This is a genomic window from Paenibacillus abyssi, from assembly GCF_014640295.1.
Taxonomy (GTDB): Bacteria; Bacillota; Bacilli; order Paenibacillales; family Paenibacillaceae; genus Paenibacillus_D; species Paenibacillus_D abyssi.
In genome coordinates, this window is sequence record NZ_BMGR01000016.1 from 24,893 (window position 1) to 37,733 (window position 12,841).

General features: G+C 51.4%; 12 protein-coding genes and 1 pseudogene. All 13 read right to left on the reverse strand.

What is annotated here, in order from left to right:
- Positions 1-107: 107 nt before the first annotated feature.
- Positions 108-413: a preprotein translocase subunit YajC gene (gene yajC, locus IEW11_RS20545; protein ID WP_188532956.1), complete on the reverse strand. Its 306-nt coding sequence runs from the start codon at positions 411-413 to the stop codon at positions 108-110.
- A 14-nt stretch (positions 414-427) separates the two neighbouring features.
- Entirely contained in the window at positions 428-1,564 is a 1,137-nt protein-coding gene (tgt, locus tag IEW11_RS20550) for a tRNA guanosine(34) transglycosylase Tgt (protein ID WP_188533046.1), read from the reverse strand.
- 14 nt (positions 1,565-1,578) lie between these two features.
- Positions 1,579-2,625 carry a tRNA preQ1(34) S-adenosylmethionine ribosyltransferase-isomerase QueA gene (gene queA, locus IEW11_RS20555; protein WP_188532957.1) on the reverse strand — a complete coding sequence of 349 codons (1,047 nt, stop codon included), beginning with the start codon at positions 2,623-2,625 and terminating at the stop codon, positions 1,579-1,581.
- A 10-nt stretch (positions 2,626-2,635) separates the two neighbouring features.
- Positions 2,636-4,780 (reverse strand): SpoIID/LytB domain-containing protein, encoded by a 2,145-nt coding sequence (locus IEW11_RS20560; protein ID WP_188532958.1) that lies wholly within the window; start codon positions 4,778-4,780, stop codon positions 2,636-2,638.
- Between the two features lie 23 nt (positions 4,781-4,803).
- Positions 4,804-5,838 carry a Holliday junction branch migration DNA helicase RuvB gene (gene ruvB, locus IEW11_RS20565; protein WP_188532959.1) on the reverse strand — a complete coding sequence of 345 codons (1,035 nt, stop codon included), beginning with the start codon at positions 5,836-5,838 and terminating at the stop codon, positions 4,804-4,806.
- Positions 5,839-5,858: 20 nt separating this feature from the next.
- The gene (gene ruvA / locus IEW11_RS20570) at positions 5,859-6,488 is read right to left on the reverse strand and encodes a Holliday junction branch migration protein RuvA (RefSeq protein WP_188532960.1); all 630 of its coding nucleotides are present in this window, start codon (positions 6,486-6,488) and stop codon (positions 5,859-5,861) included.
- Positions 6,485-6,988: a crossover junction endodeoxyribonuclease RuvC gene (gene ruvC / locus IEW11_RS20575; protein ID WP_188532961.1), complete on the reverse strand. Its 504-nt coding sequence runs from the start codon at positions 6,986-6,988 to the stop codon at positions 6,485-6,487. The genes ruvA and ruvC overlap by 4 nt, the downstream gene beginning before the upstream one ends.
- 327 nt (positions 6,989-7,315) lie before the next feature.
- Entirely contained in the window at positions 7,316-7,954 is a 639-nt protein-coding gene (locus IEW11_RS20580; protein ID WP_188532962.1) for a BofC C-terminal domain-containing protein, read from the reverse strand.
- Positions 7,955-8,087: 133 nt separating this feature from the next.
- A complete protein-coding gene (locus tag IEW11_RS25240; RefSeq protein WP_188532963.1) occupies positions 8,088-9,479 on the reverse strand; it encodes a LysM peptidoglycan-binding domain-containing protein in 1,392 nt (463 codons plus the stop codon).
- 194 nt (positions 9,480-9,673) lie between these two features.
- Positions 9,674-9,772: pseudogene (locus IEW11_RS25030) on the reverse strand (branched-chain amino acid aminotransferase); the annotation flags it as partial.
- Between the two features lie 131 nt (positions 9,773-9,903).
- Positions 9,904-10,770, reverse strand: a complete 867-nt coding sequence (gene pheA / locus IEW11_RS20595) for a prephenate dehydratase (protein ID WP_188532965.1) — start codon at positions 10,768-10,770, stop codon at positions 9,904-9,906.
- On the reverse strand, positions 10,767-11,744 hold the full coding sequence (gene thrB, locus IEW11_RS20600; RefSeq protein WP_188532966.1) for a homoserine kinase: 978 nt from the start codon (positions 11,742-11,744) through the stop codon (positions 10,767-10,769). Before thrB ends, pheA begins: the two co-directional genes overlap by 4 nt.
- Positions 11,744-12,811 carry a threonine synthase gene (gene thrC, locus IEW11_RS20605; protein WP_188532967.1) on the reverse strand — a complete coding sequence of 356 codons (1,068 nt, stop codon included), beginning with the start codon at positions 12,809-12,811 and terminating at the stop codon, positions 11,744-11,746. The genes thrB and thrC overlap by 1 nt, the downstream gene beginning before the upstream one ends.
- Between the last annotated feature and the right edge of the window lie 30 nt (positions 12,812-12,841).

A 12,841-nucleotide genomic window follows, 5' to 3' on the forward strand; every position in this document is an offset into this window, starting at 1 on the left:
GGTTATCCTTTACGTTGTCCCAATATGTTCATGATTATGTGGAATTGCACACAAAAAACCGCCTCTCAAGCGAAAGAATCACTTGAGAGGCGGTTTATCCTGTACCATTATTCTGTTGCTGCTGCGCTAGCAGTTACATTATTGATCGCACTGCGATCAAAAGTCAGCTTCGTTGAGTCGTTTACACGAAGTACGACAACGTCGTCTGAAATTTCTTGAATTGTCCCATGCAAACCACCGATCGTGGTGACTTTGTCACCTTTCTTCAGTTGGTTGAGCATCAGAGTACGAGTTTTTTGTTTCTTCTGCTGCGGACGAATTAGCAAAAAGTAAAATACCGCAAACATAAGTACGAACGGCGCAAGCATCGTAATTAAGCTGCCGCCGCCTGCTGCTTCACTCGCTATATACATGGCTATCCCCCCCTTCAAAATCCTTTCTCATTATCAAACAGTCCGTACTTCGTAAAGAAGGCATCCCGGAAATCAAGCAGTCGATCTTCCGCAATCGCCCGTCGTACGTCCCTCATGAGCTGTAATAAAAAGTGCAGGTTGTGGTATGTTGTTAAACGAATGCCAAACGTTTCATCCGCTTTAATCAGATGGCGTATATAAGCGCGTGAGTAATTCGTACACGTATAACAACTGCATTCCGGATCAAGCGGTCCGAAATCGTTAGCATACTTCGCATTTCTGACAACCAGCCTTCCTTGGCTTGTCATCGTTGTCCCATTGCGGGCAATGCGTGTCGGGAGAACGCAATCGAACATGTCGATCCCTCGGATTGAGCCTTCTAACAGCGCATCCGGAGAACCGACCCCCATTAAATATCTCGGTTTAGCAGCCGGCAGCAGAGGCACCGTATAATCAAGCACCTGGTACATGATGTCCTTTGGTTCACCGACGCTCAGTCCACCAATAGCATACCCCGGGAAATCCATGGAAGTCAACTCCATTGCGCTTTGGCGGCGCAAATCTTCATACATGCCGCCCTGCACGATGGCGAACAATGCCTGATCATCGGGACGGCTGTGGGCTTTCAGGCAGCGCTCCGCCCAGCGGGTTGTACGCTCTAAAGATTGCTTGACGTAGTCATACTCCGCCGGATGCGGCGGGCATTCATCAAATGCCATCATGATGTCCGATCCGAGCGCATTCTGAATTTCCATTGCAACTTCCGGTGAAATAAACAGCTTATCGCCATTCAAATGCGAACGGAACTGCACGCCCTCTTCGGTAATCTTGCGCATCTCGCTTAAGCTGAACACCTGAAAACCGCCGCTGTCGGTCAAGATCGGACGGTCCCAATTCATAAATTTATGCAGTCCGCCTGCCTGTCTGATTAACTCATGTCCAGGACGGAGGAACAAATGATACGTATTGCTTAAAATAATATGGGCGTCCATCATTTTTAATTCTTCTGGACTCATCGTTTTGACTGTTGCCTGCGTCCCGACCGGCATAAACGCAGGCGTTTCGATGACACCATGAGGTGTATGCACTCTGCCAAGACGGGCTCCGGATTGTTTACAGGTTTTAATTAATTCGTATTTGATCGCCACTATTCACGCTTCCAATCTTAGTAAATGAACATCGCATCGCCAAAGCTAAAAAATCTGTACTCACGTTCTACGGCTTCCTTATAGGCGCGCATGATCGGATCGCGTCCGGCCAATGCGCTTACAAGCATAACCAGGGTCGATTTGGGCAAATGAAAATTAGTAAGCAGCGCGTCCACTAAACGAAACGTGTAGCCGGGATAGATGAAGATGCCCGTCCAGCCGCTGCACGCCTGAATGCCGCCTTCGGGAAAACGTCCCGCCACTGTCTCCAGTGTCCTTGCGGAGGTCGTGCCTACAGCAATAATCCGACCGCCTCTTTCCTTTGTTTCCCGTATCTTTTGTGCATTATTCTCGTCCAAATCATAATACTCTTCATGCATCACATGATCCTCAATCCGTTCTACCGACATCGGGCGGAACGTGCCTAATCCGACATGCAGCGTGACATAAGCAATATTAATTCCTTTGTCCTGCAGCTGTTTTAAATAAGAAGAGGTAAAATGAAGTCCTGCTGTAGGGGCTGCTGCCGAGCCTTCATGCTTCGCGTAGACCGTTTGATAACGCTCCTTGTCTGCCAACCGGGTTCTTATATAAGGCGGAAGAGGCATCTCGCCAAGCTGCTCAAGGATCTCGGTAAAAATACCGGTATAGTGAAACTTTACCGTTCTTGCTCCCATCTCGCCTTCCGATTCCACTACTGCGCGCAGCAGAGGCCCGCCTGTTCCGTTGTCGCCAAACCAAAGCTCCGATCCGGCTTTTAACCGCTTGGCGGGCTTGGCCAGTGTCTCCCAGCGGTTGTCCTCCAGCTGTTTAAGCAAGAGCAGCTCGATCCGTGCTCCGGTATCCGGTTTAAAGCCGAGCAATCTTGCCGGCAGGACGCGTGTATCGTTTAACACGAGGGTATCACCCGGATTCAAATATTCGGCCAGATCGGTAAAGCTGCGATGCCCGATACGGCCGGTTTGACGGTCGAGCGTCAGCAGTCGTGAAGCAGTCCGCTCAGCAAGCGGGGTCTGGGCAATCAGATGCTCCGGCAATTCAAAATCAAACCATTCCACATTCATCAGTATTGTTTCATTCCTTAGCTATAGTTACATTTTTGTAGTAGTATTTCAAAATTTCCTGGTAATCATACCCTTGGTCAGCCAAGCCTTTGGCTCCCCACTGCGACAATCCAACGCCGTGTCCATTACCCTGTCCGATAAAACGGAATTGAGGATCCTTCGTTGCAGCCCTTACGTTACCTGAACCGTCAGCAATATAAATATTATCCTGTACCAATGGCCGTGTCTGTCCATCAGCCCCGACCGTATATATCGTGGAGGAATCAGCTGGACGCTCGGTGGTTTGCCGATCTGCGCCAAGCATTGCGATTCTGCCCGTTTCATCCACTTGAAAGCGGGTGCTCGGCAGTTCGCCTAATGCCGATCTGAAGGTGTCCGGATAACGGATGTCCAGGCGCTGTCCGTTCACATGGATGGCGGTGACGCGCCCCGAAGGCCCCTGTCCGCTAACCTCAACGGTTCTGATCGCGCCGGAAATCGGAGTCCGGACTCTGTCCTTCATCGAAGCCAGCAGCGCTTGTGCGCTAAAAGGACCGCGTACCCAAGACATCGGATTGGATTGCACGGCTTTCTCCAATACGACGACTCTCGTTCCGTCATTGATTTGGGCAACGGGATCCACTCCGCTTTGGATGAGCGGTATCGGGCGAACCAATACGCCATTGCCTTTAACCCGCATCACCGGACTGCCAGCCGCTGTCCTCTCTCCCGTGCCGACGACAAGATCCTCGCGGATATATCCGGTTCTTCCATCCGGCAGCACCACACGGTACCATTGATACAATCCATTCTCAGAAACCTGATCCGGACTTGGCACGCTTAACAGATAAGGGATCGAATTGCCCCAGATCTCGCTGGCATCGGCAGATGCCCCGCCTGCGCTTGACGAGTACAGCGCTTCAATAACTTTCCCTTGGTACAGGATCACCTCGCCGGCCGTTGCATCGACTGCTTCAATGGTGGAAGGCTTCTCTGCCCCGACACCGCCATAGGCTTGACTCAGTACACCGTCAACGACATGGGCAATTTGGAAGCCGAACCCCTTGCTAACTACGTAAGTACGCGCAGCTACCGCCTGAGCCTTCAATGCGTCCAAATGCCAGGAGGCCGGCATCTCCGCCCCTACTACCGAATATAAATACTGTTCAAAAGGGAGTTCATTAATAACCGCAAGGCGGTTGTTTAATCCGCTAACCTCGAATTGTCCCCGATAGCTACGGTTATAACGCTCTGCAAGCGTAATCCGGGCGCTGTCTGCAGTGGATAGCCACACTTTGGTACTGCTGCCCGCAAACATGTATAAAGCGTCGGAAGCGTTCAGGTTCTGAGTAAGCGTGTAGTCGTCATGAAGCTGCAGGTAAGGGACTGACGGGTCCGCCTCGACAAGCGCTCCGAGTGAAGCAATATTGGAAGCCTTCGTTTTGATTGCATCCAACGCGGCCTTATTGGCAGCTGCGCCAACATGCAAGAAATATTGCAGCCCTCCGGCTGCGGAATCCTTCTTCATCACTACGAATGCGTCCACTCCGCCTCCGCCTGCCGCCGCAGCGGCAGTCTTCGCTGCCGCAATAGAACCGTAAGGGCCGCTTTCAAGGTGTAATGGGCCGAACAGGGTAGGCTTCTGCTGTGACGTTAAGTTCATTAAAGCAGCATCTCTGCTCCAACGCTCCGATGCCGTCTTTGCTTCGGCCTCCGAAAGGTAAGTACCTTCTTTGACCTGATACATCGTTTGGCCTGATTTGTTAATCGACGTGAGCCACACCGCATTGGAGGCGCTTTGCACACGCTTGAGCATTGACACCGCCCGGTTAAAATCAGCCGTTTCTCCGATCAAGATCTTGTAATCGTCCAGCGCAAAACGGGATTTCTTGGCAGCGTCCGCCTGAAACCAAACATCCACTCCTGCCGGCTGGCGAATGCCGATAGCCAGTCCCTCCTTACTGCTGAACGTAACGGATGGAACGGTTGTCGTATATTTGCCAGGCAAATTAAGAAAGATAGCGACCCGAATTTGGTCCAGTTTAGGCACGGCCCCGTATGAGGGCCACACAGAAGCGGCGGTAACAATCACCAGCATAACAGCAAGCGCAGCCGAAAACCTCCGCATGGAGATTGTCCTGCGAAACAAAGAGTACACTGCATTCCTCCTCTGCATTCGCGGTTCCTCCTTTAATAAAATCAAACTTCAGTTGACGGATCGGCTTGCCCCGCAATATTTTGCGGTACAGGCAACCCTAGATGAGCGTATGCAAGCGGAGTAACGATTCGTCCCCGCGGTGTCCGCTGCAAAAATCCGATCTGCATCAGATAAGGTTCATAGACGTCCTCTATCGTCTGGCTTTCTTCTCCGATCGTTGCCGCGATCGTATCCAGGCCAACCGGACCGCCGCGAAAGCTCGTAATCATTGCAGTCAGCATTTTATGATCGATTTGGTCCAGGCCTTTGGGATCCACTTGAATCAGGCCAAGCGCGGATTTTGCCATTTCGTAAGTAATGACGCCATCACCTCTTACCTGGGCAAAATCACGCACCCGCTTCAATAAGCGGTTGGCGATCCGCGGCGTGCCCCGCGAGCGCATGGCGATCTCCTCGGCTGCTTCACCGATCATCTCCACGCCCAGAATGTCTGCAGCCCTGGAAACGATGAATGCAAGCTCGGGAACGGTGTAAAACTCCAACCGGCTCACTACCCCGAACCGGTCGCGAAGCGGTGAAGAAAGAAGCCCTGCGCGTGTTGTCGCCCCAATCAAGGTGAATGCCGGCAGATCCAAACGCACGGAACGGGCGCTTGGTCCTTTGCCGATCATAATATCAAGCGCAAAATCTTCCATCGCCGGATAGAGCACTTCTTCAACTGTCCGATGAAGCCTGTGAATCTCATCAATGAACAGCACGTCGCCTTCCTGCAAATTCGTCAGAATGGCAGCCAAATCGCCCGGACGTTCAATCGCTGGGCCTGATGTCGTCCTCAGGTTAACGCCAAGCTCATTGGCGATAATGTTGGAAAGCGTAGTTTTGCCAAGACCCGGCGGTCCGTACAAGAGCACATGATCCAATGCTTCGCTGCGCATTTTCGCCGCTTCGATATATACCTTCAAATTCTCTTTTACATTTGTTTGCCCGATATATTCGGCCAAATAACGGGGACGCAAGCTCAACTCCACGGCCTGGTCATCCATCATCAGGTTGGCGGAAATAATTCTGTCGTCCACTTGGCTTTACCTCCTCCCTGTCAGCCTTTGTATAACCATTGCAGCGCGCGTTTCATTAACGAATCAACCGATTCCTCTGCGCTTATGGAGCTTTGCAGTCCGTGCCAGGCCTTATCCAGCTCGGCTTGCGTGTATCCCAGTGCGGCGAGCGCTTCCCGCGCCTCTCTCCATGCCGCTTCCTGTCCTTGATCATCGCCGGCATCCAATCCGCCGTCCATTTCTAATACAATGCCCGGTGTCCCCGCAGCCGGCAGGGCGTCCAGCTTGTCCTTCAAATCGAGAATCATTCGCTGTGCCGTTTTTTTGCCTATGCCCGGCAGCTTGGTCAAAAATGCGATATTCTCCTGTTGAATCGCCGCGATCACCGACTCCGGTCGCCCGCCAGCCAAAATCCCCAAAGCGACTCTTGGCCCGATTCCTGATACTTCAAGCAGCTTGCGGAACAGCTTTTGTTCATCGCGCGACGGGAATCCAAACAGTAGAATCGCGTCCTCCCGCACATGGTGATGCGTATATACGGTTACCGCTTCCTCGTTCTTGGCGAAAATATACGGATTCGGGGTGAATACTCGATAGCCAATATCATGCACATCCAGCACAATATATTCGCTCTCCCAGTGTTTAACTTTGCCCGTTATGTAATCGATCATCTGCGCGACACCTCGTTGATTTTATTCTGAAGCACCGCAGAATGGGCATGGCAAATCGCGATCGCAAGCGCATCTGCCACATCGTCCGGCTTCGGTACAGCGGCAAGCTTGAGAAACATCTTTACCATTTCCTGCACTTGCCTTTTCTCCGCTTTCCCGTATCCGACCACCGCTTGCTTCACTTGAAGCGGCGTATATTCCGCCACCTGAATGCCGCGCTGCGCCGCCGCCAATATAATGACGCCGCGCGCTTGTCCAACAGCAAAAGCCGTCGTCACGTTACGGTTGAAGAACAACTTTTCCACCGCAATGGCGTCCGGCTTGTATTTGTCCAGAAGCGTGCCCATCGATTCGTAAACCTGCAGCAGCCTTGTCTCAGCCGGAGTGTGGGCTTCCGTCTCAATGGAACCATATTGTACAGGAACCAGCTTGTTCCCGATTTTGTCGATAAATCCAAATCCGGCGATCGCTATGCCCGGATCAATGCCCAAAACCCGCAAGATGTCCTCTCCTTACCCCAAAAAAAGCGCTATGTATGAAGCTTCCTATCATTATACCAAATGTTCTCGCGAATGAGAACACGCGTTTTGCCATCCAAGGATAAAACGGCAACGGCCGACATAAAAAAGCGCAGCTCGAATCGGCTGCATTCGTACTTGTGTATGGTGGATTATCCAAGAGCTGAATCCTCTGTGACCAAAAACAAAGGGAGCGGCATTATCAAGCCACTCCCTCATCCTGTTAGTAAAGAGATGGGTTTTGTACGTTAAGAAAACTGCTGGGGAAAGCACCGCTACCGCCTAACAGGTCATGGATATGGACGCGCTTCACTCCTGATAGTAGCTGGGCAGCATTACTTTTTCGCTGGAAGGTTCCAGCGCAAACTCGCTGAATGTCGATATAACACTATTGTACTCCGCGATATCGGTAATACGGATCCCTCGCGTAAGAGCCTCCAGCTGCTTCTTCGGCAAGCTGCTTTCCATATAGTGGACATCCAATTGAAAAAAAGTGCGTATGACCTTCTCCTTCTTTGGCGGCCCTTCGAACAACGATAGATTGCCAAGCTTGTCCAAACTGAAGAACGAGTTCTGCTTACAAGCTTCGGACAGATCATTTACCTGTTCAACCAGCTTCACTTCACCGTTCTTGTCCATATTAGCCGACCATTCCGGGTGCGTACGCAGCAGCTCGATAATCGAGCGGGTATCCATTGTGCCAAGCGGACGGATTTCTTCCCCGCACACATATACCCGCTGCAAAACAACGGGAAGCGGCTTCGTTTGCTCGGCCAATGTTTCAATCAGATCTGACTTGAGCGGTTCAGCCAGTACAGCTGCGCTGGCTGCCGTTTGATTAGCGATGAAAATTCCGGCAAATAGACAAATCATGAAGCTGCCTAACGTCCACAGCGGTCTTCTTCTGCGCAGCCGTCTTTTGAGCTGTTTCCAAAGGCTGAATTCCATGATACGGATATCCCCTTTTGTTTTTCTTCCTAGTCTCTCCGAAGATTGGGCGATTATGCGCAGGGCTGGAATGCTGTGAAAAGAACCGCTGCGCCGGAGCATTCAGCTCCATGTACCGCAGCGGTTCTTCGTTTTAATTATTAATCCAGGGGATGCTTCCTGTTTTGCGGGATACCGGCTGCTGGCGGGCTGCCGACTTTGTGCGAATGGATGCTTTTTTTTCTTTTTTGCGCACCGCGCTCTTTTTAACCGCCTCTTGCTTTACCACGGCTTCGCCGCTCGTGTCCACAGCCGGTTGTTCCGGCTCTCTTTTCTCGTGACAGTCGCAGCCGCAGGGCTTGGCTTCGGCCGGTTGAGTCATATCCCACGGATAATTACCGCCTCCGTATCCATGCGCGTACGGCATCGGCATGGCAGGATATCCCATGAGTTGCGGATTGGGACCCCATCCTCCAAAGCCGGCCACCGGCGCGTTAAAGCCGGGATTACAATCATGCGGTATGGGAGCATAAGGGGGGAAAACGATCGGTCCGTACCCATAAGCTCCTGCTTGTGGTCCAGTCATCATTCCGGCATGACCGGGCATTATCGGATACTGATTTTCGGCGCCTGCATGTATGTTCATGGTGGATGCCGGATACATATTATCTCCGCCTGCCGGCATGTTCATTGTCGGCGCATGATACATATTATCTCCGCCTGCAGGCATGTTCATTGTCGGTGCAAGATACATATTGTCTACGCCTGCCGGCATGTTCATGTTCGCTAACGGATGAGAAGGCCAGTTCTCCTGAGCTCCCATTACGGAAGGACCGATACCGTAAGGCATATGGTGGATATGTGATGGATATTCAGGCGCTTTCGGCAGCTCGTAAGACGACATTACCTCAGTTGCCGGCTTGCCGAAATGCTGGAACAGATCAATATGCTGATGCTGATATTCAAAATGAATCGGAAAAGCCGGTTTCGCATGTTTTTCCTCAGCGATTGGAGCAGGGAGTGGAGCCGGCTCCGGTACCGGCTTAGCTTCAGGCGGCTGTGCAACAGGCGAAACCACGTCTGTCGGAACCTTTTCCGGTTCGTTTGGTTTTGACGGCGCAATCGGATGTGTCGGGACTTTTTCAGGGTGGGACATCATCTGATAGTGCATGCTTTCGTGCTCTGTCTGCGGAATGGCCGCTCCTCCCGCATCACCGGTGGCCTTAGGAATATTGACCACTTCCCCTAACAATAATACATTCGGATTTTTCAGCTGCGGATTCGCTTTGATCATATCGCTGAGCGGAATGCCCCAAGCCTTGGATAACTTCCAGAGAGAATCCCCTTGTTGAACAGCATGCTGATGCATAATTTCCATATCACCCGGCTGAACGGGCGAGGATGGGAGCTTGATTTTCATTCCCACATCGATTTCATCCGGGTTTGCAATACCCGGATTCAGCTTCACCACTTCCTCAAGCGCCACACCGTACTTCTGGGAAATACTGTACAGGGACTCTCCTTTTTTGACAATATGGATTTTCACCTGGCGTAAACCTCCTATCACGTTCTCATGTACAGCAGACTGCAGTATGTCGCTGTCAGCCGCTAATCATTACATCCTATGCAGAAAATAGGCAGGTGTCCCCTCAATTGCAAAAAAAATTCGGGCGCTCCAAAACAAAAAGCGGGATTACAGGTCAATTTCTACCTGTAATCCCGCTGATTATCATTTAAGGACTAGTCGATCTTCACTCCGTCAATCTCAACGATTTTGCGGAATTCGGAAAGTAAATGCGTGGTGATTGGGCCAGCATGTCCGGATCCGATTGTTCTTCCAAGGAGAGCGGAATATTCAGCATAATCGATTTTGTTACAAAATCGCCGTTCATATAGATCCACTGCTGTGCCATATGCTGCATACACCTCCAAGGAAGCTCCCGTGGCCTTATTCCGATTAACGGGAAGAATCAGGGTTGATACACGAAACTGGGATAAGACCCCAAAATGCGAACCTGGCAGCCAATCGCCTCAATTTCTTGTATGGCCGCGGGCAGTAACACAGAATCTAAAGACATGAGAATATCTAAGTAAAAATAGTAATTGCCAAGCATCTTTTTGGTCGGCCTGGACTCAATTTTGGACAGATTGATCCGGCGCCAAGCAAATGCCGACAGCACTTGGTGAAGCCCACCCGGATAATCCTCCGGCAGTTCAATCAGAATGCTCGTTTTCTGAATGTCCGATTTCCGCTCCGTGAATGGGCGGTTGCCGACGAGCAAGAATCGCGTGAAATTATTGTCATGATCGGTCACGCCGCGCTGCAAAACATCCAGGCCATGCACGGTTGCCCCGGCTTCTGTCCCGATCGCAGCCCAGCCTGATCCCGGATTTTCCTTCACTAAACGTACCGCTTCCACGGTGCTGCTAACATGCTCCCATTCTGCGTGGGCGAGATTGCCGCGTAGAAACTTTGTGCACTGCGCCATCGCTACCGGATGGCTAAGCACCTTTACGATGCGGTCATACTCGAGCACGCCGTTCTCGTTTAAACATTCCGACGAGCGACCGATTAAATTTTGGATGGATGGGTAGACCCATTCCGCTTGAATCGGCAAATCGACCTCATGTACAAGCCAGTCCATATGCAGGCTGACTGAGCCCTCAATCGTGTTCTCGATCGGAATAATGCTGTAATCCGTCCTGCCGCCCGTTGTAGACAAAAACACATCCGCGATCGGTTTATAATAGCTCCATGATACGTCTGTGCCTGCAAACAAGTAACGTGCGGCTTCATCGGAGGTACTGCCCTCGGGCAGCAAAGCTACGTTTATCATGCCCTAACTTCTCCTTTAATCCACTCCATGAGCGAAATCTCTTCGATGGATCGGTCAAGCAGATCCACTTCCGGACCGATCAGGCATGGCTTTAACCAAATGGCCTCCGCGCGAATACCTTCCTTCTCAAGTGTTGCGATTAAAAATTGTTCAAGCTCCGATTTCCGGCTGCTTCCCGATTCAACAAGCGACAGCAGCGTCGGTCCGGCGCCGCTTAATGCTGCTCCGAGCGCACCGTAATCGCACGCTTCCTCCAGAATGAGCGACATGCCGGGAATGAGCGATGCCCGGTATGGCTGATGAATCCGGTCCTTCATAGCATGACGGATCATTTCCAGATTTCCTGTGGCTAGAGCCGCCACGAGCATCGAGCTATGACTGATATTGTATACCGCATCTTTCATGCTGAATTGTTCAGGCAGCGCATGCCGCGCTTTCTCCGTCGACAGCTGAAATTCCGGAATCGCCACAAGTACATCCAGATCCGGATGCGGATCCAAACGAATATGGTTGGCCGCATTCCCATCCCATGAGGCAACGACGATACCGCCAAACAACGACGCCCCGACATTATCGGGATGTCCTTCTAATGCTGTCGCCATATGAAATAACCGTTCCATCGATAACGGGGAGCCTGCCAAAGCATTAGCCGCAGTAAGTGCACCAACAATGGCCGAAGCGCTGCTTCCAAGACCTCGCGTGAGCGGAATATCACTGTACATCGCAATATTCAGTTCAGGAGCCTCAATGCCCGCTTCTTTAAAAACCATTTGCGCCACTTTGTATATCAAATTCGATTTGTCTCGCGGGACGCCATTCATCCTGCCGCCATATAAATCGATCCGTGTCTCGCCGCGGGCAACCGACATATCAATCCATGCATACAGGGATAACGCCATTCCCAGCGTATCAAAACCCGGTCCCAGATTTGCCGTGCTCGCGGGTACCTTCACGATGACCCGACGCTTATCCATTATCCTTCACCCTCCAACTTACGGATCGCCTCCATAACAGCAGCCTCCGAATCCTGTACAACTATCGGCCCAGCTGTCACCGCGTTGATGGCATTGTTCGGATCCTTCAACCCGTTGCCCGTCAGCACGCACACGACGGTTTCTCCGCCGTGGAAAACTCCCTCGCGCTTCAGCTTCATGACACCGGCTATCGATGCCGCTGAGGCAGGCTCGGCAAATACGCCTTCCCGAGAAGCAATCGTGCGGTAAGCATGGAGAATTTCTTCATCGTTTACATAATTGATTTGGCCTTGTGACTCCTTGGCAGCAGCGACGGCCGTATCCCAGCTTGCCGGATTGCCGATCCGGATGGCGGTCGCAATCGTCTCCGGATTCAGAATTGGTTCACCCTTCACAATCGCCATCGCGCCTTCAGCTTCGAAGCCGATCATTTTCGGAAGCGACGAAATTTTGCCCATAACATGATATTCCTTGAAACCCTTCCAATAAGCTGTGATGTTGCCTGCATTGCCTACCGGAATTGCCAGATAATCTGGGGCTTTGCCGAGCTGATCGCTTACCTCGAAGGCCGCTGTTTTCTGCCCTTCAATACGATATGGATTCACGGAGTTTACCAGCGTGATCGGGTGTTTGGCCGTAATCTCACGAACAATTTCTAGCGCGCGGTCAAAGTTGCCATCAATTGCAATAACCTTCGCTCCGTAAATGATCGATTGCGCCAATTTGCCCAGCGCGATATTGTTGTTCGGGATTAATACGATGCAGTTCAGGCCTGCCCGCGCCGCATAAGCAGCGGCAGCGGCTGAAGTGTTGCCGGTTGAAGCGCACATGATCGTCTTGCTGCCTTCTTCTATTGCTTTGGCAACAGCCATAACCATGCCGCGATCCTTGAACGATCCGGTCGGGTTCAAGCCCTCGTATTTGAAATAAATATCCAAATCCAGCTCTGCGGATAGATTCTCCGCTCTCACCAGCGGTGTGTTGCCTTCATGAAGCGTGAGCATCGGTGTATTTTCATTGATTGGCAAGTATTGTTTATAAGTTTGAAGCAAACCCATATATCTCATAACAAATAATAACTCCTTTTTGCTTAACTA

What these genes read in the sequence shown, in the direction of transcription:
- yajC (WP_188532956.1), bottom strand. Translation starts at nt 413, where the DNA reads ATGTATATAGCGAGTGAAGCAGCAGGCGGCGGCAGCTTAATTACGATG.
- queA (WP_188532957.1), bottom strand. Translation starts at nt 2,625, where the DNA reads ATGAATGTGGAATGGTTTGATTTTGAATTGCCGGAGCATCTGATTGCC.
- IEW11_RS20560 (WP_188532958.1), bottom strand. Translation starts at nt 4,780, where the DNA reads ATGCAGAGGAGGAATGCAGTGTACTCTTTGTTTCGCAGGACAATCTCC.
- ruvA (WP_188532960.1), bottom strand. Translation starts at nt 6,488, where the DNA reads ATGATCGATTACATAACGGGCAAAGTTAAACACTGGGAGAGCGAATAT.
- IEW11_RS20580 (WP_188532962.1), bottom strand. Translation starts at nt 7,954, where the DNA reads ATGGAATTCAGCCTTTGGAAACAGCTCAAAAGACGGCTGCGCAGAAGA.
- pheA (WP_188532965.1), bottom strand. Translation starts at nt 10,770, where the DNA reads ATGATAAACGTAGCTTTGCTGCCCGAGGGCAGTACCTCCGATGAAGCC.
- thrB (WP_188532966.1), bottom strand. Translation starts at nt 11,744, where the DNA reads ATGGATAAGCGTCGGGTCATCGTGAAGGTACCCGCGAGCACGGCAAAT.
- thrC (WP_188532967.1), bottom strand. Translation starts at nt 12,811, where the DNA reads ATGAGATATATGGGTTTGCTTCAAACTTATAAACAATACTTGCCAATC.